At 48.5% G+C, this 26149-nt stretch carries 23 protein-coding genes; 10 read left to right on the top strand and 13 right to left on the bottom strand.

Annotated features, from left to right (window positions below; all coding sequences use genetic code 11):
- Positions 1-24: 24 nt before the first annotated feature.
- The 4 genes from KCG43_RS10640 to KCG43_RS10625 all read right to left on the bottom strand — a co-directional run bounded on the left by KCG43_RS10640 (position 25) and on the right by KCG43_RS10625 (position 3372).
- Entirely contained in the window at positions 25-537 is a 513-nt protein-coding gene (locus KCG43_RS10640) for a hypothetical protein (protein ID WP_192016582.1), read from the bottom strand.
- A gap of 239 nt (positions 538-776) precedes the next feature.
- Positions 777-875, bottom strand: coding sequence for a MetS family NSS transporter small subunit (locus tag KCG43_RS10635; protein WP_120510723.1), 99 nt, complete (start codon positions 873-875; stop codon positions 777-779).
- A gap of 2 nt (positions 876-877) precedes the next feature.
- On the bottom strand, positions 878-2359 hold the full coding sequence (locus KCG43_RS10630; protein WP_218384734.1) for a sodium-dependent transporter: 1482 nt from the start codon (positions 2357-2359) through the stop codon (positions 878-880).
- 386 nt (positions 2360-2745) lie between these two features.
- Positions 2746-3372: a hypothetical protein gene (locus KCG43_RS10625; RefSeq protein WP_218384732.1), complete on the bottom strand. Its 627-nt coding sequence runs from the start codon at positions 3370-3372 to the stop codon at positions 2746-2748.
- 365 nt (positions 3373-3737) lie between these two features.
- Between KCG43_RS10625 and KCG43_RS10620 the strand changes: the two genes are divergently transcribed.
- The 4 genes from KCG43_RS10620 (at position 3738) to emrD (ending at position 8747) form a co-directional block, all read left to right on the top strand.
- Positions 3738-4943, top strand: coding sequence for a patatin family protein (locus tag KCG43_RS10620; protein ID WP_192016585.1), 1206 nt, complete (start codon positions 3738-3740; stop codon positions 4941-4943).
- 131 nt (positions 4944-5074) lie between these two features.
- Positions 5075-6370, top strand: a complete 1296-nt coding sequence (locus tag KCG43_RS10615; RefSeq protein WP_218384822.1) for an alpha/beta fold hydrolase — start codon at positions 5075-5077, stop codon at positions 6368-6370.
- Between the two features lie 271 nt (positions 6371-6641).
- On the top strand, positions 6642-7241 hold the full coding sequence (ribA, locus tag KCG43_RS10610; protein ID WP_192016586.1) for a GTP cyclohydrolase II: 600 nt from the start codon (positions 6642-6644) through the stop codon (positions 7239-7241).
- A gap of 297 nt (positions 7242-7538) precedes the next feature.
- Complete coding sequence (gene emrD, locus KCG43_RS10605; RefSeq protein ID WP_192016587.1) at positions 7539-8747, top strand: multidrug efflux MFS transporter EmrD; 1209 nt, start codon at positions 7539-7541, stop codon at positions 8745-8747.
- A 60-nt stretch (positions 8748-8807) separates the two neighbouring features.
- On the opposite strand, the gene KCG43_RS10600 is transcribed toward emrD, so the two are convergent.
- Entirely contained in the window at positions 8808-9134 is a 327-nt protein-coding gene (locus KCG43_RS10600; protein ID WP_192016588.1) for an HI1450 family dsDNA-mimic protein, read from the bottom strand.
- Between the two features lie 208 nt (positions 9135-9342).
- Here KCG43_RS10600 and KCG43_RS10595 point away from each other — a divergent pair, with 208 nt between their 5' ends.
- Positions 9343-10116, top strand: coding sequence for a nucleotidyltransferase domain-containing protein (locus KCG43_RS10595; RefSeq protein ID WP_218384730.1), 774 nt, complete (start codon positions 9343-9345; stop codon positions 10114-10116).
- Entirely contained in the window at positions 10097-12535 is a 2439-nt protein-coding gene (locus KCG43_RS10590) for a DNA polymerase II (protein WP_237794450.1), read from the top strand. The genes KCG43_RS10595 and KCG43_RS10590 overlap by 20 nt, the downstream gene beginning before the upstream one ends.
- On the opposite strand, the gene KCG43_RS10585 is transcribed toward KCG43_RS10590, so the two are convergent.
- From KCG43_RS10585 to KCG43_RS10565, 5 genes are all read right to left on the bottom strand, one after another.
- Positions 12532-13173 carry a response regulator transcription factor gene (locus KCG43_RS10585; protein WP_218384725.1) on the bottom strand — a complete coding sequence of 214 codons (642 nt, stop codon included), beginning with the start codon at positions 13171-13173 and terminating at the stop codon, positions 12532-12534. The two genes, KCG43_RS10590 and KCG43_RS10585, sit on opposite strands and share 4 nt — an antisense overlap.
- On the bottom strand, positions 13142-14536 hold the full coding sequence (locus tag KCG43_RS10580) for a cache domain-containing protein (RefSeq protein ID WP_218384821.1): 1395 nt from the start codon (positions 14534-14536) through the stop codon (positions 13142-13144). Before KCG43_RS10580 ends, KCG43_RS10585 begins: the two co-directional genes overlap by 32 nt.
- Positions 14537-14675: 139 nt before the next feature.
- Positions 14676-15959 (bottom strand): TRAP transporter large permease subunit, encoded by a 1284-nt coding sequence (locus KCG43_RS10575; protein WP_218384723.1) that lies wholly within the window; start codon positions 15957-15959, stop codon positions 14676-14678.
- A gap of 10 nt (positions 15960-15969) precedes the next feature.
- A complete protein-coding gene (locus KCG43_RS10570) occupies positions 15970-16494 on the bottom strand; it encodes a TRAP transporter small permease subunit (protein WP_192016593.1) in 525 nt (174 codons plus the stop codon).
- A gap of 76 nt (positions 16495-16570) precedes the next feature.
- Positions 16571-17662 (bottom strand): TRAP transporter substrate-binding protein, encoded by a 1092-nt coding sequence (locus KCG43_RS10565; RefSeq protein ID WP_218384722.1) that lies wholly within the window; start codon positions 17660-17662, stop codon positions 16571-16573.
- A 449-nt stretch (positions 17663-18111) separates the two neighbouring features.
- Here KCG43_RS10565 and KCG43_RS10560 point away from each other — a divergent pair, with 449 nt between their 5' ends.
- Complete coding sequence (locus KCG43_RS10560; RefSeq protein WP_192016595.1) at positions 18112-18363, top strand: DUF1289 domain-containing protein; 252 nt, start codon at positions 18112-18114, stop codon at positions 18361-18363.
- Positions 18364-18451: 88 nt separating this feature from the next.
- On the opposite strand, the gene rplY is transcribed toward KCG43_RS10560, so the two are convergent.
- On the bottom strand, positions 18452-18730 hold the full coding sequence (gene rplY, locus KCG43_RS10555) for a 50S ribosomal protein L25 (protein WP_192016596.1): 279 nt from the start codon (positions 18728-18730) through the stop codon (positions 18452-18454).
- A 346-nt stretch (positions 18731-19076) separates the two neighbouring features.
- On the opposite strand from rplY, the gene KCG43_RS10550 reads away from it, so the two are divergent.
- Positions 19077-21233, top strand: a complete 2157-nt coding sequence (locus tag KCG43_RS10550) for a TonB-dependent hemoglobin/transferrin/lactoferrin family receptor (protein ID WP_218384721.1) — start codon at positions 19077-19079, stop codon at positions 21231-21233.
- Positions 21234-21307: 74 nt separating this feature from the next.
- Here the strand turns inward: KCG43_RS10550 and KCG43_RS10545 are convergent, their stop codons facing one another.
- Both KCG43_RS10545 and KCG43_RS10540 read right to left on the bottom strand, forming a co-directional pair.
- A complete protein-coding gene (locus tag KCG43_RS10545) occupies positions 21308-23047 on the bottom strand; it encodes a DEAD/DEAH box helicase (RefSeq protein ID WP_218384720.1) in 1740 nt (579 codons plus the stop codon).
- A 106-nt stretch (positions 23048-23153) separates the two neighbouring features.
- Positions 23154-23648: an N-acetyltransferase gene (locus KCG43_RS10540; RefSeq protein WP_027252305.1), complete on the bottom strand. Its 495-nt coding sequence runs from the start codon at positions 23646-23648 to the stop codon at positions 23154-23156.
- A gap of 279 nt (positions 23649-23927) precedes the next feature.
- Between KCG43_RS10540 and rsuA the strand changes: the two genes are divergently transcribed.
- Together rsuA and KCG43_RS10530 are read left to right on the top strand one after the other, a co-directional pair.
- Positions 23928-24617 carry a 16S rRNA pseudouridine(516) synthase RsuA gene (gene rsuA / locus KCG43_RS10535; protein WP_192016599.1) on the top strand — a complete coding sequence of 230 codons (690 nt, stop codon included), beginning with the start codon at positions 23928-23930 and terminating at the stop codon, positions 24615-24617.
- A 336-nt stretch (positions 24618-24953) separates the two neighbouring features.
- A complete protein-coding gene (locus KCG43_RS10530; RefSeq protein WP_218384719.1) occupies positions 24954-26144 on the top strand; it encodes a Bcr/CflA family multidrug efflux MFS transporter in 1191 nt (396 codons plus the stop codon).
- Positions 26145-26149 lie beyond the last annotated feature (5 nt).

Here is a 26149-nt window from a genome sequence, read left to right as displayed (position 1 = left end):
CGTCCGGTGCCAGTCGGGTGAGCGTTATTCGCACTGAGTGGCAGCAATAGCGCTCATTTGTCGGTTGTATTCTTTGAGTGGCTTATCAATGTCATCCGGGTGGGTTAACAGGTCGGCAAAAGCGCTGCGAAGCTCATAATTTTTCGGGTGTGGCGTGCTTTGACGATCCTCAAAGACTTTCTTAGCGTAATCGCCGAGGCTACCTTGCTGGGCAGATAGTGTTTTAATGTCTTGCTGAGTCAGCTTAAGCCAGGATTCGACAGATTGTGACAGGTCTAAATGGCTTTTATCGTTTGCCAGGTACCAGTCAACGGCTTCACGTTTCAATTCAAAATGGTGGGTTCTTCCTTCCATGAACCAGTCGCCGACTTCCTGTAAATCGGGATCTTTTTGCACAGTCAGCTGGACCAGGTTCTGGTACCACTCAAGAGAAGCATCAATGTACTGATGGTATTTATTGCTTTCGCAAGTTTGTGTGGAAGCGAAAGCAGTAGTAGGTAGCAGGGCGAACGAGAGAACAAGAGCTGGAAACTTCATGGTCTTTCCTTGAACTGTTTGATAGAAGCTATTAACGCCATGTCATCATGGTGTTCAAGCTTTCGGAGTATTTTGGCAAATTGTAGCGGTAGAAGCGTCTGAAAGGAAAGAGATCTTGGTATCATTCGTTCACATCGTTCAACGAATATGAATCAAAGCGCACTTTTGAGTGTGAATCAACTGTAATATGTCTGAGGAGAATACAACAAGAGGCCCGCAGGCCTCTTGTTAGCAAAGGGTTACCCCTTGTTTTTCATCGCTACTGAGATGCAGTAAGCTGCGCCTCCCCAGGTAATACCCAGGCCGAATAGCATCATGATGATAGCACCAGCAGTCATACTTATACCTCGTTATTCTCTAGTGGTTTAGATGCAACATTGATAATCACTGCAATCACAAACATCGCAGCTACCAGGCCCCAACCCAGCATTAGCAAATCAGACGTTTCGTAACCACCGTAGCCGTTATTAAAGGTGTTGGTCAGGTTCGTACCCAGGATGATTGCCAGCATGATTGGGCTGATAAAGCGGATACAAATTTCAAACCATTTACCGATAGAGAACTCAGAAATGCTGTTCACATAGCTGCGAATGTCAGAGACTTTCAGCAGCCAGCCAATAACCAGCAATTCAATCAGGCAGCTTGCCAGCAGGGCAACGTTGTTGATGAAGTAATCAACCAGATCCAGCAGCAGCAGGCCACCATTGGTTGCAAACGCCATCGAGACGATAAAGCCAACCCCACAAACTACGGAAGCTGCTTTTTTACGCGACCATTTCAGCTTATCCATTACCGCCGAGGTCACAGCTTCAATGATTGAAATGTGTGAGCTCAAACCCGCAACAACCAGAGCCAGGAAGAACACCGGGCCAAGAATATACGGAGCCGGTAACAGGTTTATTGCCGCAGGAATGGTGACGAAGGCCAGACCCACACCGGCAGAAACGACTTCAGTAAGCGGTTTAGCTTGTTCCTGAGCCATATAGCCAAGCACAGAGAAAATCAGAATACCCGCTACCATAGAGAAGCCACAGTTGATCAATACCGTCATAAAGGCATTGTTACTGATGTCGGATTTCTCAGGCAGGTAGCTGGAGTAGGCGATCATGATGGCAAAACCGACACTCAGGGTGAAGAAGATTTGCCCATAGGCAGCAGACCACACTTTTGCATCCAGGATTTTGCTGAAATCAGGCTGGAACAGGTAGTTCAGACCGTTCAGTGCACCATCCAGGAAAATAACTCGGGCAATTAGCGCCAGCACCATCAGGAACAACAAAGGCATCATGATTTTGCTCGCGCGCTCAATACCACCTTTAACACCGGTGAAAATAGCCGCGAATGTGATACCCCAAGCGATGATCATCGGAATGGCGATGTGCAGTTGTAGTCCACCCAGATTACTTGGCGAGTTATCCCCGAGTTTCAGATATTCACTAAAGAAGAAAGCGTTAGTATCACTTCCCCAGCTTTGAGTGAATGCAAAGCCCAGGTATGAGATGGCCCAACCGATAACAGCGACGTAATAAACGGCGATGACAGAAGCAATGAATACCTGGAACCAGCCCAGCCATTCCAGTTTCACACCTAGCTTGGAAAACGCTCTTGGTGCTGCACCACGCAGCTTATGTCCCAGGCTGAATTCCATAATCATGAATGGAATACCGGCCGTTATCATGGCGAAAAGGTATGGAATAAAAAATGCGCCGCCGCCGTTTTCGTAAGCCATATAGGGGAAACGCCAGATATTCCCTAATCCTATAGCAGAACCCACGGCTGCCAGAATAAATCCGGCTCGGGTTCCCCATTGTTCGCGTTTCATAAGTATCTCCTTGTGTACTGTTTTTCTCTATGAAACAGTATCTATTAAGTTTTTTATTCTAAGTATTTACTTCCTGTATCGTGGAATTTGGTTTGAAACCCCACGCAGTTAAAACGAGATTAACCACTGATACTTACCAGCGCAATAGACAGTAAGTTTTGGACTATTGGTTATAAATAGGCATTACTATTGACTTATTCCTCCGTACTGTGGAAATAACAAGTTGTTAACGAAATGTTTAGACGATCACACCGTAATGCTGTGATTATTGAGTGAATTGTTTTATTTTAATTTTTTAGCGTCGATGACTAATAAATAGTCAAAAATTAGACTTTTGCAACATTTTGAAGACTAATTGTACTAAGTAAGTAGTTTACTATTTTCTTTCAGAACACAAAGCTGACACCAAGATTGGTTTGATACACACTCAACCAGTCACTATCGATATTCACGTCACAGGCTTGTATTCCTGCCGTACCTTGGCAATCAGCAGTGGTGTTTCTGTCAACACGGCTGGCTAACCATCTGGCTTCTAACCGAATTCTGGTGTTGTTATTGATGAAAAAGTCAGAACCAAAAAAGGCGCCGCCCGACAATAAAATATTCTGTTTTGACCAACTGACATCCATGAGTGTCCCACCCAGACTTAAGCCGATAAAGCTGGTAAGCATAGGGGCTACGCGATAATGGCTGCTGCTTTGAAAATGAAAAAACGTTGCACTGCCGTCGTCATCAAAGCCTTTGGTTTGCATTTTCATGTGCTGTGCAGTAAATCCAATCCGGCCATTGAATAATGATTGTTTTCCGTAATTACCTTCAATGGTGACACCGAAAAGACCCACGTTATCCGGGGATATTGTCATCCCGCCCTCAGACTCAATACTATCCGGAAAGGAGTAACCCCAATACGGCGTCACATAGATTGGTTTTTGCGAACTCGCTTGTGTTTCAGGTGTGATTGCCAGAGCAGAGACAATGCACATTATGAATAAATGATTGTTATTTAATGCCATTTTTCCTTCCTTGCGCCAGTATCAAATAATTGTGATAGTCGCCCTAAAACCATGTTTATTGTATGGTCAAGGTGCACGCTCAGCCCTACAATCTGCTAGTGTTAGTACCAGTGAATGGTGCTGGTAGCCCGCACTCACAGTGATAGTAAATATGGAGCGTATATGAATCATTTAACCCCTGAATTTAAAATGGCGTTAACCGTTGCCGTTATCATTATGATAGTCCTTTTCGGATTTGGGTTGACGGCAATAACGCATTAATCGTTATATATCACCCTGTTATTATTTTTCTCCTGTTGTTGAGCATTCGCCTTACAATGAAATGAGGGGAAGGTTTTTGTTTTTTAACAGAGTGAGTTAGGTGTATGAATCACTTGCCTTTTAGTCTCGGGGATCTGGATGACAGTCTTGTCGACACATTTTCTGCAAAATTGTCGGAATCAAAAAAGCAAAAAATTGCACTGGTGGTTCAAGGGGGCGGGCAGCGCGGCATTTTCACTGCCGGTGTTTTTGATGCCTTTCTGGAAGCCGGATTTGACCCGTTCGAACTCTACATCGGTACATCTGCCGGCGCGCTGAACCTTTCCTCTTTCATCAGCCGCCAACCCAAGTTTGGCCATGACTTCATCGTTAACCTGACTACCCAACAAGAGTTTTTTAATCTCTACCATTATCTGAGTCAGCAAAAGCCGATGAATCTGGACTGGGCCTTTGATCAGATTGGCCTCAATGGCAAAACGCCTTTAGATGTCTCGACGGCCCGTCGCGTATTGACGTATCGTCAGGCACTTGCCTGTGCCACGCGCAAAGATACCTTGCAGGATATCTACCTGCCTATGTACGAAGACAACTGGCGTGATGTACTGCGCGCGTCCTGTGCCATTCCACTGCTTTATAATCTACCCGTTAGTCTCAATGAACTTGAATGGGTCGATGGCGGAGTAAGTGCGGCTGTACCTGTGAAGGAAGCCTGGAAGCGAGGGGCTGAGCTGGTCATAGTGGTTCGTACCGAACCTTTGCAGATGATACAGCAAACACCGGGGGTGCTGGATGACTGGAGAGAGCGCATCGAAGTTGCCCTGCCGGAATATATTGAGCGATTCAGCCTGAATGAATCTCTCGACCGCGTGAAAGCGGTGCGTCATGAACTGACCGACCGTTTCGATAATTGGAAGCGTTTGTGGCTGGATAAAGAAACACAAGGCATGATCGCAGCCGATGAAATGAATAAAGAGCTCGAAGAAGAGAAAAAAGCGGTGAATGGTTACCGTAAATGGCTCAGTGGGTTGAATGTAGAGCGTTTTCTGTCCTTAACCGGTAAACGTTCTGAAGTGTTTGATATGCTCAACCGCTACTATCAAACCTACAAAGATGTTAATGATTTCCTTATTCATCCTCCTGAGGAACTGAAAGTGATCCAGATTGCGCCGCAAAAAGCCCTGCATAGTAAGGCTTTGTTGAGCAGCCAGCAGGATTTGAATCTGGATTACATGCAAGGTAAGGAAATCGGCCGTGAATTTTTGGTGTATTTTGCTGATATGCTGAACAACAAAACGACAGTCAGGCAATAACCTGATTTTCAGTACTCGATACACAATGACGTACCAGTAGCGTGATGGCCATAACCGGTGACAGTGACCATCCTTTGGCACATGGCACCAGGTAGAGACGGAAAGTCCTCCGTTGGTACATGGAGAAAATGATGCAATCAGGTTTTTATATTGGGGACATGTTCTGTCTGCCCCACGTTTTTCAACTGCCTTTGGATTACCACCACCCTGAAGGCCAAAAGATTCGTGTATTTGCCCGTGAAGTGGTGGCGAGAGGCAAGGAAAGCAGCGATTTACCCTGGTTGGTTTATCTGCAGGGGGGCCCGGGTTTCCCATCACCGAGACCGGAGGCCGAAAGTGGCTGGTTGAAGCGGGCACTGAAAGATTACAGAGTCCTGCTGCTCGATCAGCGGGGCACCGGACAGAGTGAGCCGGTCCATGCGCAGACTCTGGCAGGGTTAACGGCGCAGCAGCAAGCCGATTACCTGAGCCATTTTCGGGCAGATAATATAGTGCGTGACGCAGAAGCCATTCGGGAAGCATTGGGGATCAAACAATGGTCACTGCTTGGGCAAAGCTTTGGCGGGTTTTGTGCTCTGCATTATCTTTCTTTTTACCCGGACAGCCTGATGAGCGCCTGTGTAACTGGCGGAATTCCTCCAATTTCTGGCCATGCTGATGAGGTGTACCGGGCAACCTATCGCCGGGTGTTGGATAAAAATGCGGCTTTCTTTCAGCGTTTTCCTGCCGCTCAGGCATTGTGTAATCGCATTGCGGATCATGTATTGACCCAAGATGTTTTTCTGCCGAACGGGCAACGATTTACTGTTGAGCAGTTTCAGCTGATTGGCATCAATCTCGGCAGAAGTGGCGGGGATCTGGCGCTCTATTATCAGCTGGAGAGTGCATTTGTCGAGGTGAGCGGGCAACCGGAACTCAGCTATAGCTTCCTTAACGCCATGCTGGCGGAGCAGTCTTACCAGACCAATCCGATTTATGCGATTTTGCACGAATCAATTTATTGTCAGCATCAGGCGTCCCGCTGGTCTGCGCACCGGGTGCGCGATGAATACCCGCAATGTCATTATCAGCCCGGCCAAGATTTTTGTTTTACCGGAGAAATGGTTTATCCGTGGATGTTTGAGCAGCTCGACACTCTGAAACCATTGCGTGAAGCGGCAGCTATTCTGGCAGAAAAAGCAGATTGGCCAGCGTTATATGATGCCAGTCAGCTGGCCGCTAACAAGGTCCCGCTGGCTGCAGCGGTTTATGTCGAAGACATGTACGTGGAATTCGATTACAGCCGTGACACTCTGGCCGGTATCCCAAACAGTAAAGCCTGGATGACGAATGAGTTCGAGCATAACGGGCTGCGGGCGGATGGTGAGCGTATCCTTGATACCTTACTTCGCTTTAGTCAGGAGATTCACGATCAGTTTCAGGGCTAGAACAGAGGCTCTGAGGTATGCAGGGCCCTTTATCTCTGACAACAATCATTATTGCTCATGACTTAATTGTTATGTTATAACACTTTTAGTGGGTGGCACCGGAGCATAAGTCAACGGTGATGACTGTTTTAGTGTCATAATTTTAGATATCATCAGCGCCACATGCATACCAACAGCGCATTGAAGTCAGCGGTCTAATGAACTGTGTCGGTAGATAACATAGCAATCAATTGTCGTCAGACTGTGGTTGTATGAGAGGTAATAAAACAAAATGGTAAATGTAAGGGCCAGAGTCCCCTTTAAAGTCGGTACGAAAAGCCATATCCCTGCCGATATTCTCTCTTTTGATGGCCTAGCTTCAGGAAAAGAGCATGTTGCGCTTATTTTCCGTGATGCAGATAAACAACAACTCCCTCCTTTGGTTCGGATGCACTCTGAATGCCTTACCGGGGATGTTTTTCATTCGTCACGTTGCGACTGTGGTGAGCAGTTAGATGAAACCATAGAACGGATGGCTGAAGAAGGTGGCATTATCTTGTATCTGCGTCAGGAGGGCCGTGGTATTGGTTTGTATAACAAAATCGATGCCTACCTGCTGCAGAGCCAGGGCATGAATACCTACGAAGCGAATAATCATTTGGGATTTGGTGATGATCTCCGGGATTTTTCCGAAGCGGCACAAATGCTCAAAGCACTAGGTGTTGAAAGCATCAGGTTGATCACTAATAACCCGAAAAAAATTCAGGACCTGGAAGCTTTAGGCATTTCGATTGAAGAAGTAGTGGGTACAAAAGCACACTTGAAAGAGGGCAATGAAAATTACCTTCGTGCCAAAGCCAGCCGTGGTAAACACCGTTTTCATTTTGACTGAAACCGGATAAAAGCCGATTGTAAAGCGAGCTGAAATGCTCGCTTTTTTTTGCCCGTAAAACCGCAATTTTAAGATTAGTTTTTATAATTCGAATTATAATAAAGTATCGTGCTGATTAGGTTAGGATTTACTTGTTGTTTGCCTTGCCTGCCATTACTATCCCGCTCGAAAGCTCGTCATAAGGCTACTTGATGCAAATGGTCGATTCTGCAGCCATTTCTCAACGTTCACTCTCCGCATTGACTTATGATGACTTGAACTTATCTTTTTCTTTGTATTGTTGTAAGGAGTGAGGTTGTGCAAAGGCAATCTTATTCTGCCAGTGTGGCAAAAATGTTGTTCCTGATTATTATTCTGGCCGCCGTTGGGCAAATGACCCAAACCATGTACGTGCCAGCGATCCCACAAATGGCAGCGGTATTCAGCATTAAGCCCGCTTTCTTGCAGGCTGTGATGGCCGCGTATCTCATTCCGTACGGCTTGTCTCAGTTCGTCTACGGCCCTTTATCGGATCGGATTGGACGTAAGCCTGTGATGTTGGCCGGTATGTGTATTTTCATACTCGGCACAATACTGGCGCTTTTTGCCCCTTCGTTTGAAGTTTTTCTGCTTGCCAGTTTTATTCAGGGCATGGGAACCGGGTGCGGTGGCGCAATGTGCAGAACCATTACCCGGGACTGTTACGAAGGTGCAGAGCTGCACAAAGTAAACAGCCTGGTCAGCATGGGCATTATTTTCTCGCCGCTGATTGCGCCGGTACTGGGCGGATACCTGTCCGAGGCATTTGGCTGGTCGGCAAGTTATGTGTTTTTACTGGCGTTGGGTGCTGCCGTTACCTTGATCATTTTATCCCGCTTCACCGAAACCCTGCCTGCTGAGAAGCGCAGGGTAGAACGTGTGACAGTCAGCTACAAATATGTGCTGAGTAATCGTAAATTTCAGGGGTATGTCATGTGCTTAGTGGCAACCTTTTCAGGGCTGGCTGTATTTGAAGCTGCCGCTGGCGTATTACTGGGTAATGTACTGAAGCTGGATCCGACGACAGTGAGCTGGCTATTTGTTATGCCATTGCCGGGATATCTGCTGGGCTCCTGGATGTCGACTTTGTTGCTCAAGCATATGGGGCAGCAGCGGGTGCTTTATGTCGGGCTGGCAGCACTTGGCTTCGGTGCGATAACCATTTTGTTGCCTGGGATGGCAGGGTTAGTCACTGTTAGTTCACTGATTGGCGGCGCATTTCTGTATTTCATTGGCTCCGGGATTGTTTTTCCTGTTACCACAACAGCAGCGGTGGAGCCTTTTCCTTTCCATGCCGGTACGGCAGGGGCTGTGCTGGGTGGTTTGCAAAACTTAGGCGCGGGTGTTGCGACGCTGGTAGCGTCTATGCTGAGTGCAAAAGACCAGTTCAGTCTGGGCGCAATAATGACGTGCATGGTGCTGATGGCGATTGCCAGCCTGCTCTGGGTCAGACGTTGTCAGCAGGAAGAAACGCCTGTATTGGTATGATTTAAAAAAACGGTGCTGATATCAGCACCGTTTTTTGTTGTATCTGACTTAATCACCTGATTAGTCGCGTTTCCACAAGATGTGGCAGAATTTATTGTCCGGATTACGGCTTATCAGCATGCGGGCAAAGACGTCATCTAATTCATCGCTGGCTTCATTCACCAGCCCGATCCGCACTTCTGCATATTCTTCGCCATCAACAGCGAAGCCAACATGGCCTGGCCAGTCTTCTCCGGTTTCTACAACCTCTGCAGCACCACGGTCATCAAACTGAGCCGTGAACAGCAAGACATCGGCGGGTTCCAGACTGTCTTGTGCCATTTCCAGAAAAATATCGTAGGCAGCTTCAATAACGTCGTCGTATGAAATCAGGTCTAAGTTATCCATGTTTGGGTCAATATCAGTTTTATTGAATAGAACCGGGAGTATACCAAGGCCACCTGTTGATGGCTATGATACAGACGATTGTGCTGTAGCAGGCGCGGGCAGGCCTTAGTTGGTTGAGATTGCAGCGTTTAAGCCTGCCGCCAACTTTAAGGCTGCCACTTTCATGCTATGATGCTGGCAGACAGTGCGGTGCTCCAGGAAACAGATATTGCCAACTTTTCTTCCCGTCATTGATAACAACCGGCCTTTTCAACCGGTGTTTCAACCCTGTATTAATGAGACTTTGCAACACCTCGGTGTCCTGTTCAAAGACACACTTCACAGCGTATACCTTGCAGGTAGCGTTGCACGTCGTGATGCTGTGCCCGGGCAGTCCGATCTGAACCTGACTCTGGTGTTTGAGCGGCCACTGAACGATCTGGAAAAAAGCCGGCTGCACAGCCTGAGCACTCATATTGCCAGGCGTTACAGGGCAGTGAAACGTCTGGATATCAGGCTCGCCATTACGCGTGATGTCTTGTCACTGGACGGTATTTTTCAGTGGGGTTTCTGGCTCAGACATTGCTGTGTGTGCCTCAAGGGCGATGACTTGTCCGGACGCTTTGGTGCCTTCGAACCCAGCTGGGACGCGGCAAAATCATTAAATGGGCCTTTTGAACCCATCCTCATTGAATACCGGGAGAAAATCCTGAAAACACGGGTGCCTGAGCATTACCTTGACTACTGTGAATATATAGGGAAGAAAATGCTGTGGACGGCATATACGCTTGTGTTTCACCGGGAAAAAGTGCTGGCCCTGTCAGTCAGAGAGGCCACAGATCTGTTTTTGAACAATTACCCTGATAAAGCTGTCGACGTTGAGCGTGCGTATATTCTGATGAGCCGGACACAAGTGCCTAAAAAGGCCTCCTTGTTTTTGATGCAGGGTTTTGGCCAGTGGCTTGTTGATGAGTGGAATAAAATTGAACGCAAAATCGGCTAAGCATCCCCACGTTCCACCAGGGCAAAATACACATTCTTTATCTCAGCAAGCTGAGGGGTTCGTACTCACCCGTCAAAGCCGGGACAGGCAAGGGCAGACTCAGATTGTTATCTGGGTGAAAACGGACCAAGGACCTTGCCAGCTGGTTATCGACGGTGAAAGTCCCGTGTGTTTTATTCCGGCCAGCGAGCAGGAAAGGGCAGACACTGTACTTACCCAACACGGTTTTTCAGTCAACTGGCGCACGCTGGACATGAAAGACTTTCAGCACCAGACCATGTCGGCCTGCTACAGTGCTACGATCAGCTCCAGCCTTCGGATTGGCGCATTGTTGTTAGCAGAAGGCATTAAAGTGTTTGAAGATGATATCCGGCTTGCTGACCGTTATCTGATGGAGCGTTTCATCCGCGGTGGAATTGCCTTTGCAGGGAATGCTGTTATCAGAGACGGGTATACCGAATTTCGTCAGGTGAAAACCAAATCGGCGGATTATCTGCCTTCACTGTCTGTAGTCTCACTGGATATTGAATGTTCAGAGAAGGGCGTTTTGTATTCTGTCGGTCTGCACAGCGAGGCTGACAGCCGGGTGATTATGGTAGGAGAGCCACTCAACGCAGAGCAAGAGCAACTGACATGGATTGAATGGGTCCGGGATGAAAAAGCCCTGCTGGTGGCCATGCAGGAGTGGTTTATCCGCTACGATCCTGATGTCATTATCGGCTGGAACGTGGTGGATTTTGACTGGCGCTTGTTACTGCGGCGTGCAGAATGGCACAAATTGCCTTTGCGGCTTGGCCGTGGCAGGCAGACGCCGCACTGGCGCCAGTCCAGTCAGAACCCGAATGCCGGTTTCATCACCATTCCGGGCCGGGTGGTGATGGACGGTATTGATACGCTGAAAACGGCCACTTATAACTTTCGTTCCTGGTCGCTGGAATCGGTCGCACAAGAACTGCTCGGCGAAGGCAAAGCTATTCACAATGTGTACGATCGCATGGCTGAAATTAATCAGATGTTCCGCGAAGATAAAGTGTCACTGGCACGCTATAACCTGCAGGACTGTAAACTGGTTACCCGGATCTTCGAAAAAACACACTTGCTGGATTTTGCGCTGGAACGTAGCCGGCTGACGGGCGTCGAGCTGGACAGAGTCGGCGGCTCGGTTGCTGCATTCACCAACCTATATTTACCTCAGTTACATCGCGCCGGTTATGTTGCCCCTAATCTTGAAAGCGAAAACTGGATCGCCAGCCCCGGCGGTTATGTGATGGACTCGAAACCGGGTTTGTATGACTCGGTGCTGGTGCTGGATTTCAAATCGCTGTACCCGTCGATAATCCGCACATTCTGTATTGATCCCATGGGGCTGGTTGAAGGTTTACTTCTGGATGAGGGGAAATCTGAGCAGCAGGCCATTGCTGGCTTTCGGGGCGGCCGCTTTCACCGGCAGAAACATTTTTTGCCCGAAATGATCGAAGCGCTGTGGGCCGCACGCGACCAGGCGAAAAGAGACGGCGAAAAAGCGTTTTCGCAGGCGATAAAAATTATCATGAACTCTTTTTATGGCGTACTGGGTTCCTCAGGCTGCCGTTTTTTTGATCATCGTCTGGCCTCTTCGATCACCATGCGGGGTCATGAAATTATGAAGCTGACCCGTGAGCGCATTGAAGAGCAGGGTTATGAGGTGATATACGGCGACACGGATTCGACGTTTGTGTCGCTGAAAAAGGCCCACAGCGGTGAGGATGCGGATGCCATCGGTGCCCGGCTGGTGGTTGATATCAATGCCTGGTGGGCCAGGCATCTGCAAGAGCATTACAATCTTGCCTCCGCTCTTGAGCTGGAATACGAAACCCATTACCACAAATTTCTGATGCCGACGATTCGGGGACAGGAAACCGGCAGTAAAAAGCGTTATGCCGGTCTTGTGATTCGAAGCGGTGTTGAAGAGATGGTGTTTAAAGGGCTGGAGACGGTCCGCACCGACTGGACTCCCTTAGCACAGGAGTTTCAGCAGACTCTTTACAGTAAAGTGTTTCATGACGAAGACGTGGAAGAGTATGTACGTGCTTACGTGGAAATGACCGGGCAGGGAGTATTTGACGACAAACTGGTGTACCGCAAAAGGTTACGCCGTCACTTGTCTGAGTATCAGAAGAATGTACCGCCCCATGTCCGGGCCGCCCGGCGAGCCGACGAGGTTAATCAGCAGCTGGGCCGACCATTGCAGTATCAGACTGGCGGCTGGATTGAATATGTCATCACCACACATGGCCCGGAACCGGTGGAAGCCAGACAAAGCCAGATTGATTACGACCATTACATAGACAAACAGCTGAAGCCGATTGCAGATGGGATCCTGCCGTTTATCGGACGGCATTTTGACGACATTATTGCACCGCAACTGGGGCTGTTCTAAATCAGATTTTCTTTCACGGCATAAGCGGTGAGCTCAGCCGTGGAGTGCATGTTGAGTTTATGCTTGATATTCTGACGGTGGGTTTCCACTGTTCGGGTGCTGATCCCCAGTTCCATCGCAATTTTTTTACTGCTTTTGCCCAGCGCCACCTGACGCAGTACAGTTTCCTCACGCCGGCTTAATGCCGCCAGCACCATTTCAGCAGGCTCAGCCTGCACAATGGGCGCGGCGAATAAGGTATCGGCGACCAGTCGGCAAAAATACCGTCCGCCCTGATGCACGGCTTCTATGGCTTGTACCATTTCCTGTGCGGAAACTTCTTTGAGAATATAACCGCTTGCACCGGCCTGCATGACCTGAAGAATGTATTCGCGATTGTCATGCATGGTCAGGATCAGCACTTTGATCTCAGGAAAGCGGTGACGGAAATGGCGTGTGGCTTCAATACCGTTCATTTCCGGCATACTGATATCCATCAGTACCACATCGGGTTGGCACTGCTCGGCTTTTTTCAGCGCTTCATCGCCATTATTTGCTGTTGCAATCACTTCGATGTTGGCTTCGTTGTCGAGCCGTGCTTTAAATCCTTCCATGACGACCTGATGGTCATCCACTAACAGCACTTGAATTTTTGCCATAAATGTCCAGTCCTTGTTTCAGAGGGAGGTTGACCAAAATTTCCGTTCCTTGCCCCGGTTCACTGCTGATATCCAATTCGCCACCAAGAAATTCCAGCCGTTCACGCATGTTGCGAAGGCCGATTCCTTTGCCATTCATGGCGTGTTGCACATTAAATCCCGTCCCGTTATCGCGAATAATAAACTGCAAGTTTTCCTGTATCACTGAAAGTTCTGCATCGATAGCGTCAGACTGAGCATGCTTGCTGATGTTCACCAGTGATTCCTGAGCCACCCGGTATAGCGTCGTCATCATATCTGTAGAGAGGCTGGCGTTGCCAAGTGTCAGAGAACGATTGACACGTATGCCGGTCGAAGCGGAAAAATCACTGAGCAAGTTATCCAGTGCCGCAGTCAGTCCTATGTCATCCAACGAGCTGGGACGCAGACTGTGCGAGATACGCCTCAGTTCGGCAATGGCCTGCAACAGGGAGGATTCACTCAGACCTCGATGGCGTATGGCCTGTTCGATGTCTGATCTGGCTATTTTGTCCTGAAGCAATTCCAGATGGCACTTGCAGGAAACCAGCAACTGGTTCACCCCGTCGTGGAGTTCTCTGGCGACATGCTTTTTCTCTTCTTCCTGAAACATGACAGTTTTATACGCCAGCTCTTTTAAGCGGCTGTCTGCTAACCTGTGCTCATGAAGGTTGATCGCCAGCGTGGTGATCAGAATGATCAGAGTGGTGATGGCAACCAGAACAATGACAGAAATGAAGGTCGTCCGAATGTTAGCCTGTACTCCCTGTTCGACCTTGGCCATTTGGCGGGCGACATCTTCAATGTACAGGCCGGTACCTATCATCCAGCGCCATTTAGGCAACCATGCCGCATAACTGAGCTTCGTCACGATTAAATCACTCGAGGGTTTATGCCAGAGGTACTGATGGAAACCACCGCCAGACTTGGCTTTTTCTATCAGTGCCTGAATGAGGTAATTGTCATTATTATCCTGCAAATCCAATAAATTTTTTCCGACCAGTTCAGGTAAAACAGGGTGGGCCAGATTGGTGCCATCTTCATGGTAAACAAAAAAATAGCCGTCATTGCCGTATCTCAGGTCGTTCAGAACACGTTTTACTTCCGCCTTGGCTTTTTCATCATTGGCTGCGGCGTTTTGATAGATGTGATTAATGCTATCGAGGGCAAGATCGACAGTGTCTTTCAATGCCTGCTCTTTAGATGCGATCAGGCTGGCACGAAAAGTGGCGATTTCTTTTTGCCCGAGTGAGGTTGCCTGATGGATAGCAATCCAGCTGATCGCAGCGCTGATCAGCAGTAATGGGAGCAGTGTCAGTAAGATCAGCTTCACTTTCAGGGGCATAGTTGCAAACGTAGGGCTGTTGAGCGATTGCATAGTTGTCTTGAATGTTAACAATTTGTTGGGGATATCAAAGAAAAATAGCGGCACTTTATGGAAAAAGTGCCGGCTAGCTCTAGATTTGCGGGGTTTCATTGCAAGGCTACAGTCCGTAGAAGCCAGGGAATATTAAGACAGAGGCCAGGATCAGAACCTGAATGGTAATGAAGGGCATAACACCTTTATAAATATCCCGCGTGGTAATACCGTCAGGCGCAACGCCTTTAAGGTAAAACAGGCTGAAACCAAAGGGCGGAGTCAGGAAGGAGGTTTGCAGATTCATGGCAATCAGAATGGCAAACCAAAGCATATTGATCCCCATAGCATCGGCAATAGGCGCAAGGATCGGCACCACAATAAAGCAGATTTCAACGAAATCGATGAAAAATCCCAGAATCAGAATGATGAGCATGGTCAGGATCAGGAAACTCCATTCTTCACCGGGTAAAGACAGCATCCACTCTTCGACCAGATAATCACCGCCTGTGTAGGTGAATGCCATAGAGAAAGCTGTCGCACCCAGCAGGATACCAAACACCATGGCGGTTACTTTGACGGTTTCAAATGCACTGTCATACAGCATGCGCCATGAGAACTGGCGGTAAATGAGCGACAGCAAAACCGCCCCCATGCCGCCCAAAGCAGCAGACTCGGTAGGGGTGGCGATACCCGCAAAAATTGACCCTAACACCACGATAATCAGCGCCAGAGGCGGCAACACGGCTTTCAGTGCCGTGATAACTTCCTGCTGACGAGACTGGTCGGGATCCCGTTCCATCGGCTGGGTGGCTTCCGGATTCAACCAGCTGTAAATGACGATGTAAACGATATAAGCCAGTACCAGTGCGAGGCCGGGCCAGATAGCGGCCTGAAACAGATCGCCAACCGGAATTCCCAGTACGTCACCCAACAAAATCAATACGATGGATGGCGGGATGATCTGACCCAGGGTACCTGAAGCACAAATTGTGCCTGTCGCCAGGCCTTTGCTGTACTGATATTTCATCATAACAGGCAGGGATATCAGGCCCATTGCGACAACAGAAGCCCCGACCACGCCGGTTGACGCGGCCAGCAGCGATCCTACTAATACTGTTGAGATAGCCAGACCACCGCGAACACTACCGAAAAGTTTCCCCATGGACTCCAGCAGTTGTTCTGCCAGGCGGGTTTTTTGCAGCACCAGGCCCATAAAGACGAAAAGCGGTACGGCCATGAGCACAGTATTTTGCATAATGCTCATGATACGAAACGGCATGAATGCAAAGATTTCCGGCCCTTCTGCCCAGACGCCGAACAGCAGTGCGATGCCGCCGAAGGTAAATGCCACTGGAAATCCGAGTAACAGGGCAAACAGGGCAACGATAAACATGATGATACCAACCACGGAATATTCCTTATTTTTCGTGGAACAGGCTTGGGTTTACCAGCCGGTTAATGTTGTGCAGCAGCATTCCGATCCCTGAAATGGCCATAAACAGGAAAGAAAGAGGGATCAGACCTTTAATCAGCCAGCGATAAGGTAAACCGCCCGGGTCGCCGCTGGACTCACCAAGAGAGTAGGATTCTTTCATATAATCAACGCCATACCAGTACACCAGGATACAGAATGGCAGCAGGAAAAAGAGTGTCCCCAGCAGGTCGATAATGGCGCGGGTTTTGAGAGTGAAACGTTCGTAGAAAACATCTACCCGCACATGGCCGCCAGCCTTAAGTGCGTAGGGAACGCCCAGCAGGAAAACGGCAGAGAACAGATGCCACTCCATCTCCTGCATGGCAATAGAAACATGGTTAAAGGCATACCGCATAACAACATCATAAAAAACGTTGAACATCAGTATGATAAACAGAGTGCTGGCCATCCAGCCAAGCAAATCAGAAAACCGGTTGATGATTTTTTCGAAGGCTAACAAGCTTCGCATAATAACTCCGTCGCGAGGCAACATTCCAGACTGATAAATAAGTATGCACCGGACAGACCGGTGCATGACTTTAGTGTTATTTCTGTTCAGCCTGACTGTCGAGATAGGCTTTATCAGCAATCAACGTCCATTCACGGGCTTTTTTCAGATAGGCCGCTTGTGAATCCAGGATCTCTTTTGCCAGAGGATCACTCTTGGCCTGCTCTTCAAGCAATTCATCGTTGGCCTGGCGAATGGCTGCCATGACGTCATCCGGGAAGTTCATGATTTTGATGTTCGGATATTCTTCCTTCATGGTTGACCAGTTCTCAGCACTGGCGTGGGTATTTAAGATATACATGTCATAGGCAGAGAGGCGCATCGCAACGCGCAGAATTTCCTGCAGATCAGCCGGCAGGCGCTCCCAGGATTGTTTGTTAACCAGAAATTGCAGTTCAGTTGCAGGCTCATGCCAGCCGGTATAGTAATAAGGCGCGATTTTGTGGAAACCCATTCTCAGGTCCAGGCCCGGTCCCACCCATTCCAGCGCATCAATGGTACGGCGCTCAAGTGCTGTGTAGAGCTCACCCGGCGCAATATTGGTCGGACTGGCACCTAACTTAGCCAGTACCTCACCGGCAAAGCCCGGAATACGGATTTTCAGGCCTTTCAGATCATCAGTCGTTTTGATCTCTTTCTGAAACCAGCCGCCCATCTGAACGCCCGTGTTACCACCGGGGAATGACAGCAGGTTATGCGGGCCATAGACTTTTTCCATCAGTTCCATGCCGCCACCGTGATAGAACCAGGCATACTGTTCGGCCGCGACCATACCGAAGGGCATAGTGGAGAAATAAAGGGTATTCGGTACTTTGCCTTTCCAGTAGTAAGACGCCGAGTGGCCAATGTCATACTGGCCGGCTTTTACCATATCAAACACGCCTAGCGGCGCTTTGTGTTTATTGGCAGAATCGATTCGGATCTGCAAACGGCCGTTAGACATTTTCTCTGCTATCTCGGCCATGGTTTTGGTGGTGTCACCAAAAATAGGAAAGTTTGCGCCCCAGGTTTCAGCCAGCTTCAGGCGATAGACTTTTTCTGCGGAATAAGCGGCGGTACTGGAAAGTAAAACCGCAACCGCGCTGGCTGCCACCAGAGCATTGCGTACAGTGCGTTTTACCAGACTCATGTTTCACGTCCTCATTGTTATTGTGATAGCGGGATAATCCCTATGCAATCAAAGCATTGAACAAACTATAGGCCTGAACAAGCGCAATAACACTGAGTGGAGATCAAATAAGATCGTGATAAATAGCGACTAAGGTATTACGTATTAACACGTAGGTTATCTTTTTAGTTAAATTTAACTGTTTGATAAATAACTAATACTTAGTGCGTCATGTGTTTTAGTGAGTGACGTAAACTACGTAGAAAAGACATAGGTAATTATGTTAACTAATTGTGATGGGTGTGAAGTGGCTCACTGATGACAGATCGGCATTACTTCACCTGGGCGTACCCTTGGCCGACTGGCGTTATCAGCATAAAGTCGTTACTATCAGTTTGTATGCAATTTAAGCAGTTTGTGGTTGTTATGAACCTTTCACCGTATAGCACGCAGATAGCAGAGAAGGGGATATGGAGCAGTTAGAACTTTTTACCATTCCCAGCCCGTGTATTGGTGTCTGCCAGGTGAATAACAGAGGGTATTGCAAAGGTTGCCTGAGAAGCCGAGAAGAGCGATTTCACTGGCAGGTGATGAGCAACGATCAAAAACGGCATGTGATCAAATTATGCCGGCAACGTTACCTGCGTTTACTCAAGCGCAAGCGAGATCTGGAAATGCAGGCCGCGAACGGGCCAGACAATCCGCAGCAAGATCTGTTCTAGAATTTCATTTCGTTTCATGCAAAATCACCAGACACAAAAAAAGCGCCCTGAGGCGCTTTTTTCTTCAGCGTTTTCACACCAACCGCAATTAGATGCGGATAAAGTCCATGTGCTGAACTTTTGGCTTGAATGGGTGACGCTGGATGTCTTGTGGCTTAACGTTCACTTCTTTACCGTCGATTACCAGAGTGATGGCATCGTAGAAGCCTTCTTTATCCATCTGGTTGATCACGTCATCGTGGTTCAGTTCGATTGCAACTGGAGCTTCAGTGCCACCGTAGATGATCGCTGGGAATTTGTTAGTGTGACGCAGGCGGCGGCTCGCACCTTTACCCAGGTCTGAACGTACTTGTGCTTCAAATTTCATGATAACTACTCTTAAGTGAGTGAATAAAAGAAGGTATTTCAGTAATGCGACCTTACTGAGTACCGTCAAATTGAGCGCGGATACTAACACTCCCTCATGAAACTGACAAGAAAAAATCCTGACAAGCCTTTTAAACAACGAAAAAATCATCAGAACCATCCCATGCATAGCTCTTTTCTACTTGCAACAAAATACACCCAACAAGTTTCATAAATTGGACTTAGTTCCAATAAAATTGCCCAACTGTGATATAAATAACATTGAGATTGATAGTAATTATCATTTGTTTTTGTATAATCTTTACCAATAACGAATCTAATTGATAAAAAAATTGATAGCAGGGTATATGAATCACAAACAACTCTCACTGATTGCCAGCTCTGTATTGCTGGCCCTTTCTCCTTCATTGCATGCTCAGGAAAAAAAATCTTATACAGATGAAATGGTGGTTACGGCAACGCGCACCGAGCAAAGTATTATGAATGTGCCGGGGTCTGTATCGAAAGTCACTGCCGAGGACATGGAAAAAAACCTGGCGAATGATCTGCAAGATGCGCTGAAGTATGAGCCCGGTGTCCAGGTGAATGGCAATGGCCGCTTCGGGATTTCTGATTTCACTGTGCGTGGTGTTTCCGGAAATCGCGTGAAAGTCATGGTTGATAATGTTGAGCAGCCTGCCGGGTATAATCCGGGTGCCGACCAGATGCGCAAGTATTCAAATGGATTCGAGGTTGATACTTTAACCGCTGTTGAAGTAAGCAAAGGTCCGGGCTCAAGCCTCTATGGTAGTGATGCCATTGGCGGTACAGTCTTGCTGAGAACGAAAAATCCTGAAGATGTATTACAGACTGGAGAAAACAGTCATCTGGCTGTCAAAACGGGTTACGCAAGCAGCAGTGATCAATACAAAGCAACGATTGAAGCAGCGAATCGTACCGGTGCTGTTGAAAGTTTGCTGATTTATACCTATCGGGATGGCCATGAAACAAAAGCGCATGGTGATGGGGCTGATATTGAAGGTCGCAGTCGTGGGCAGGCGAACCCGCTGACTTTTGCATCGCATAACGTGCTTGGCAAAGTGTATGTCCAGGTGAACGACGCCAACCGGGTTGGTCTGGTTGCAGAATATTATACACGCGATACAGATGCCCAAATTCTGAGCCAGGAAAATTACGATGCTGGTGGCGGTTTCATGCCGGGTTTTGTTTATACCAATGTGCGAGGTCATGATGAAGATGCTCGGATCCGATTGGGGCTGAACCACGAATGGCAGGCCAATCTTGCCGTTGTGGATTCCGTGAGCTGGGCGTTGAACTGGCAGCAGAGTGAAAGTAAACACGATAACTACGATCATACTGATAGATATGGTAATCGGAATCGCTACCGTGGCGGTGAAGATTCAAGCACTCAGTTTGATGCACAGTTTAATAAAGCCATTGCGTTATCCAATACTCGTCATGAGCTGACTTATGGCTTGAGTGTTGTACAAAATGAGTTCGAGCTGGATTATAAAGACTATTTCCTGGATGCAGGGACAGAGAAACCTGGTCCTGTAGAAGTGCCAAATGCAAAATCTGTGAAATACGGTATTTTCCTGCAGGATCAACTGTATTTAATGCAGGATCAGCTGGTGGTGACAGGCGGTCTCCGCTACGACAACTATCAGGCTGAACCAGCTTCCTCTTCTGGTCTGTCAGACCATGAAAGTGATGCTGTCACGGGTCGTTTGGGGGCGGTATATCACTGGACGGAGAGTTTCAATACATACGCTCAGATCAGTCAGGGCTTCCGTTCACCAACTATTAGTGAAATGTATGAAGATAAAGATAACAGTGCGCTTGGTTACAAGATTGTTGCCAACCCGAATCTGAAATCAGAGAAAAGCCTTGCTTACGAAATTGGTGCAAGAACACAGGGGCGCATCGGTTTGATGAGCATCGCGGCTTTCTACACCGACTATAAAGATTTCATTGCTTCCCAAACTGAGGTTGTCAGCGGTATTCAAATCACCAGTAATGAAAACTTAGACTCGGCCAAAATTTATGGTGCTGAATTCGCATCTGAACTCTGGTTGGACGAAGTTCTGAATGCGCCTAGCGGTACTTACGCAAAAGTATCTCTGGCTTACCAGGAAGGCGAAGATAAAAAGACAGGTGAGGCCTTAGATTCTGTCGCTCCGTTTACATCGGTTGTGGGTCTTGGTTATGACGCACCGAGTGGTGACTGGGGCAGTGAGGTCAATGCGGTTTATGTTGCATCGAAATCTGGTTCAGACTGGTCGAGTGATACTAATGTTGATGCGCCAAGCTACACTGTGGTTGACCTGACCGCTTATTACACACCAACCGAAGATCTGGTGCTTCGTGCTGGCTTGTTTAACGCGTTTGACAAAAAATACTGGCGTTATCAGGACATTGAAGGCTTTACAGCAAGTGAACCCGGCTTGGGTCGTCACACGCAACCAGGTCGCAACTGGGGTGTGAATGTGGATTACGCATTCTGATTTTTTGATGGAATTCACTGTCTGAATTTAGCCGCACATCACTGTGCGGCTTTGTTCATTCTGAATCATCAGACTTACTGCTTGTACTGATCCAAATCGAACAACTTATCCCGAATCGCCCAGAAGCGGCCGTTTTTCCGGGCGATAATGATTTCCGGCGGCCGCAGCCTGTGTTCATTGCTGGCAACACGTGTTGGCGCTGTATCGGTGAAGGGCCGGTGGCGATCGACCAGGTGGGGATTGATGAATTTCTTCAGAAAATCATTTTTCTGCGTCTTATTGGCTAATGTCCAGACTTCGCTGATATGGCCGTCTTCCTCACTGAAGTAGGTCACTTTCAGCTGAGGCTTGCCGTACTGGTTCTTGCCCGGTTCCAGCTTCATGTCGGTACACTTCATGATCATTGCATCTTTGAGTTTCAGCGCATCACGCAGTTTTTTGTCCGGATCGACCATTACCGCATCACAGTGATGGCAGCGTCTGGCGGCGATGTCGTTGTCCGTACCGCATTCTTCGCAGAATTTGGCGCGAAAGCGATAGCCACACTCTTCACGCTCTCCGTCATCGTCTTCGAAATAGCCCTGACAGCGGCGGCCATAGTGTTCTATCAGAAAACCGGCCGGGTCGAGTTTGCCCCAGAAGCTGTTTTTAAAGCCGCAAGCCGGGCAGGGCACCATGATCACTTCACTGTTACTGTCAGGTTTGGGATCGCCGACTTCCGGCTGGTACAAGTCATAACAGTTACCGGCATATTCGAGCACCAGACAGTCCGATTTGCCTTCGGCTAACCGCAGACCACGACCGACAATTTGCTGGTAGAGACTGATAGATTCTGTCGGGCGCAGAATGGCAATTAAATCCACATGCGGCGCATCAAACCCTGTTGTCAGAACGGAAACGTTCACCAGGTATTTGATCTGCTGATTCTTGAACCCTGTGATGATGCGATCCCGCTCTTCCAGCGGAGTATCGCCAACCACAAGCGCGGCAGACTCACCGGCCAGATAACCCATGATTTCTTTGGCGTGATTGACCGTAGAGGCGAAGATCATCACTCCTTTTCTGTCTTTGGCATAATCGATCACCTGATCGATGATCATTGGGGTGGCGCGGGACGACTTGGCGATCACCGCATCCAGATCTGCCTCTTTATAGTGACCGTTGTTGGCAGGCTTAAGACTGGAAAAATCATAACCAATGACGGCCATGTCCATGATGCTGGGTTCGGTCAGGAAGCCTTCATCAAGCAGATAACGAATAGGCAGCTCGAAAATACAGTCACGGAAGAAGCGATCCTGCTCTGTCCGCACTTGCCCCCGCGTGTGGTATTTGTAAATCCAGCCCATGCCCAGCCGGTACGGCGTGGCTGTCAGGCCAAGGATTTTGATACCAGCGTTGATACGCTGGAGATGCTGGATAACCCGCTGATAGGCGCTGTTTTCATCATCAGGCACCCGGTGGCATTCATCAATGACCAGCAAGGAAAACTCATCGTTAAATTGCTCAAGGCTGTTGACCATAGATTGCACGGAGGCAAAAACGACTTGCTGATCGGTTTCTTTCCGGCCCAGCCCGGCTGAAAAAATGGACGCGTTCAGGCCGTAGCTTTCATACTTGGCATGGTTTTGTTCAACCAGCTCTTTGACATGGGTAAGCACCAGTACCCGGCCGCGGGCTATCCGGGCGAGTTCTGCGATGACCAGGCTTTTCCCTGCCCCGGTTGGCAGAGCCAGGACTGCAGGTGAGCTGTGTTTACGGAAGTAGTGAACTGTGGCTTTGACACAGTCTTGCTGATAAGGACGAAGCGTATACATCAATCACGGTCACTAGTGGAAAGCGAAGGGGAGTGTAACGGCTTTTCTTGGTGTTAGACAAGTAATCGGAGTAGGGCCCAGAGAAATGAGCCCCGGTGGTCAATCATTACGAAGCCATGTTCAGTGGCAGTTTCGTGGGCTTGATGGTTTTGGTCATCATGCAGAACTGGCGGCGCGGAATAAAATCGTGCTTCTCATAGAAGCTGCGGGCGCCTTTATTACCTATGTTCACTTCGAGAGTCAGTGCATGCACACCGGCTTCTGCGCAGTGATGTTCAATCTGAGGCATGAGCTCAGTGCCTATTCCTTGCTGGCGCCATTCGGATTTCAGGTAGAACTGATCTATCAGGGCTATTCGTCCGCCATGCTCAAGGCTGAAGCTGTAACTCAGGATAATATGTCCGGCAATCATAGTATTGCCTTCATGTTCAATTTCTATAAACCAAACCTGACCCAGTTCAGGATTGTTCAACATCTGGTGTACTGCCTGTGTGGTTTGCTCACGCTTTTGTGGCAGGACTTCATATTCAAAGAGTTCCCCAACTAGTGTAAGCAGCATGTCCACAGAAGACAGGCTAGGCGCTACAAGTGAGATGTTCATAAGTCAACCTTAGTTGTTCGGTGTTTTCATGGCACAGTGGTGAGTTGTTCAGGTGTTTATACGGATAACTCATGCCCTCTGTCTATAAGTGAAGACCGTGAAAATGGAGAAATGTTCTACTTTTTGAGCTTAGTGGCAGTTCAGGCAATGCGATGTAAAAATTTGTGATCAAGGGTTGCAATTAGTGATATCGCTTCAGCCGGCTCAGGTTTGAGATTTTTCGTGCATCACGCAGGTCAGGTTTTTATAATGGCGCTTTTGCACCACTCGGAGCCTGCAATGCGGCTTGACAAATTTTTATGTACCGCCCTGGGAATTACTCGCAAGGAAGCCGGTAAATTACTCAAAGAAAAAAGAATAGAAGTGAATGGCGACATCGTCAAAACCGGTGCGCTGAAAATCACGGATGACTGTGACGTTGAGTTTGATGGCAGCACGCTGCACATGACGGGCCCGAAATATTTTATGCTGAACAAACCTCAGGGTTACGTTTGTTCGCATGTGGATGACTTTAATCCGACCGTCTTTGTGTTGCTCGATGAAGTCAGCCCGGAAAAACTACATGTGGCGGGCAGGCTGGACGCGGATACCACAGGGTTGGTGCTGCTGACGGATGATGGCCAGTGGTCACACCGCATCACCTCGCCGCGCCACGTTTGCGAGAAAGTGTACTACGTGGAAACGGCCGATCCAATTCCGGCCTCTGCAATCAAGGAGTTCGCCGAAGGTGTACAGCTGCGCGGTGAGAAAGATCTGACCCGACCGGCAAAACTGGAGATTCTTGAGGAGTGCGCAGCACTGATCACTATCTCTGAAGGGAAATACCATCAGGTGAAGCGCATGTTCGCTGCAATCGGTAATAAAGTGGTGGCGTTACACCGTGAGCAGGTTGGCGCTGTCGTGCTGGATGAAGATCTGGAACCTGGTGAGTATCGTCCTCTAACGGAAGAAGAAATCGCCAGCTTTTAATCTGTTAGCGGCTTAGCGACTCAGTGTTATAGCGACTTAGTGGTAAAACGACTTAGCGGTAAAGCGAGAAGGCGTCGGCCCTGTAGGGTATCGACGCCTTTTTAATACCTGCTATTTGTTCTGTTCAGGTTGCAGAGAAAAACAGCGAAAATTCGCTGTCAGGCAACATAGATGCGATTTTTTGGTCAATACTTGAACGTTGTGATAACGCGCATCACAATTTTTCGCTAGTACACTATAAAAAGAAACTTATCATTTCCTGTCGGGAAAGATTTAAGTAGCGGAAATTGTCGTACAATCACTCCCTTTCCTTTTCAATATGCTAATAAGTGGTTTATGAATAAATCTGACAGTCCAGGCCTGAGCTTTTCGCTGATCCTCATCCTGGGGGCAATTGCCGCACTCACACCGCTGGCAATTGATATGTACCTGCCTGCTATGCCAACTATCGCGAAAGATCTGGGCGTGAGCCCCAGTTTGGTGCAGGTGACTCTAACAGCGTATACCGCCGGCTTTGCCGTTGGACAGCTTATTCATGGCCCGCTTTCAGACAGCTACGGCCGTCGCCCGGTACTGATAATCGGTGTGATGCTTTTCGCACTGGCGGCAATGGTGAGTGCAATGAGCCATAACATCAATGAACTGACCTGGATCCGTGCCGCGCAAGGCTTTGCCGGTGCCTCTGCCGCCGTTATCATTCAGGCGCTGGTGCGGGATATGTTTGAACGGGAAGAGTTCGCCCGTACCATGTCTTTTGTCACCTTAGTGATGACAATTGCGCCATTGGCTGCGCCAATGATAGGTGGGTATCTGTCTGTCTGGTTCGGCTGGCGTTCCATTTTCTGGTTTCTTGCACTGGTTTCGGTGCTTGTCATTCTGGCCGTGTTAAAAATGATCCCCGAAACCCTGCCAGCTGAAAAAAGACTGCCGTTTAACTTAGGCTCCACACTCAGAAATTATGCGCGCATGCTGACATCAGCCCCCGCGCTCGGTCTGGTGGTGAGCAGCGGTTTTTCGTTTTCGGGGATGTTCGTTTTCCTCACTGTCGGCTCTTTTGTATACATCGATCTTTATCATGTCAGCACCGAAAACTTTGGCTTGTTGTTTGGTCTGAACGTGATCTGTCTGATTGTCATGACCACCTTGAATGGCAAGCTGGTACGTAAAATGGGCTCGCATTATATGCTGCGTTTGGGCCTGATCATTCAATTGATCGCCGGGGCAGGGTTGATTGCAGGACAGGTGCTTGAACTCGGTCTGTGGGGCGTTGTGGTACCGGTAATGCTGTTTGTGGGCGCGATTTCTACCGTTGCCAGTAATTCAATGGCTTGTTTGTTAGCCAAGTATCCGCATATGGCGGGTACGGCTTCGTCATTGGCTGGTACAATGCGTTTCGGCACAGGTACTGTGGTGGGCGGTATTGTAGCGGCGATGCCAGATACCACAGCCTGGCCGCTGGCAGGAACGATGGCCGTTTGTGCAGTCTTAGCCTGCTTGTTTTATTGGGGACTGGCGAAAGACGCCTGATGACC

The sequence above is a fragment of the Photobacterium sp. WH24 genome, assembly GCF_019204055.1.
In the GTDB taxonomy this organism is placed as follows: domain Bacteria; phylum Pseudomonadota; class Gammaproteobacteria; order Enterobacterales; family Vibrionaceae; genus Photobacterium; species Photobacterium arenosum.
Note: the sequence above shows the minus strand (reverse complement) of the source record. Positions and strands in the feature narration are given on the sequence as shown.

Coding starts and splice junctions, on each gene's coding strand:
- KCG43_RS10640 (WP_192016582.1), bottom strand. CDS start 537: ATGAAGTTTCCAGCTCTTGTTCTCTCGTTCGCCCTGCTACCTACTACT.
- KCG43_RS10635 (WP_120510723.1), bottom strand. CDS start 875: ATGACTGCTGGTGCTATCATCATGATGCTATTCGGCCTGGGTATTACC.
- KCG43_RS10630 (WP_218384734.1), bottom strand. CDS start 2,359: ATGAAACGCGAACAATGGGGAACCCGAGCCGGATTTATTCTGGCAGCC.
- KCG43_RS10625 (WP_218384732.1), bottom strand. CDS start 3,372: ATGGCATTAAATAACAATCATTTATTCATAATGTGCATTGTCTCTGCT.
- KCG43_RS10620 (WP_192016585.1), top strand. CDS start 3,738: ATGAATCACTTGCCTTTTAGTCTCGGGGATCTGGATGACAGTCTTGTC.
- KCG43_RS10615 (WP_218384822.1), top strand. CDS start 5,075: ATGCAATCAGGTTTTTATATTGGGGACATGTTCTGTCTGCCCCACGTT.
- ribA (WP_192016586.1), top strand. CDS start 6,642: ATGGTAAATGTAAGGGCCAGAGTCCCCTTTAAAGTCGGTACGAAAAGC.
- KCG43_RS10600 (WP_192016588.1), bottom strand. CDS start 9,134: ATGGATAACTTAGACCTGATTTCATACGACGACGTTATTGAAGCTGCC.
- KCG43_RS10585 (WP_218384725.1), bottom strand. CDS start 13,173: ATGGCAAAAATTCAAGTGCTGTTAGTGGATGACCATCAGGTCGTCATG.
- KCG43_RS10580 (WP_218384821.1), bottom strand. CDS start 14,536: ATGCCCCTGAAAGTGAAGCTGATCTTACTGACACTGCTCCCATTACTG.
- KCG43_RS10570 (WP_192016593.1), bottom strand. CDS start 16,494: ATGCGAAGCTTGTTAGCCTTCGAAAAAATCATCAACCGGTTTTCTGAT.
- KCG43_RS10565 (WP_218384722.1), bottom strand. CDS start 17,662: ATGAGTCTGGTAAAACGCACTGTACGCAATGCTCTGGTGGCAGCCAGC.
- KCG43_RS10560 (WP_192016595.1), top strand. CDS start 18,112: ATGGAGCAGTTAGAACTTTTTACCATTCCCAGCCCGTGTATTGGTGTC.
- rplY (WP_192016596.1), bottom strand. CDS start 18,730: ATGAAATTTGAAGCACAAGTACGTTCAGACCTGGGTAAAGGTGCGAGC.
- KCG43_RS10550 (WP_218384721.1), top strand. CDS start 19,077: ATGAATCACAAACAACTCTCACTGATTGCCAGCTCTGTATTGCTGGCC.
- KCG43_RS10545 (WP_218384720.1), bottom strand. CDS start 23,047: ATGTATACGCTTCGTCCTTATCAGCAAGACTGTGTCAAAGCCACAGTT.
- KCG43_RS10540 (WP_027252305.1), bottom strand. CDS start 23,648: ATGAACATCTCACTTGTAGCGCCTAGCCTGTCTTCTGTGGACATGCTG.
- rsuA (WP_192016599.1), top strand. CDS start 23,928: ATGCGGCTTGACAAATTTTTATGTACCGCCCTGGGAATTACTCGCAAG.
- KCG43_RS10530 (WP_218384719.1), top strand. CDS start 24,954: ATGAATAAATCTGACAGTCCAGGCCTGAGCTTTTCGCTGATCCTCATC.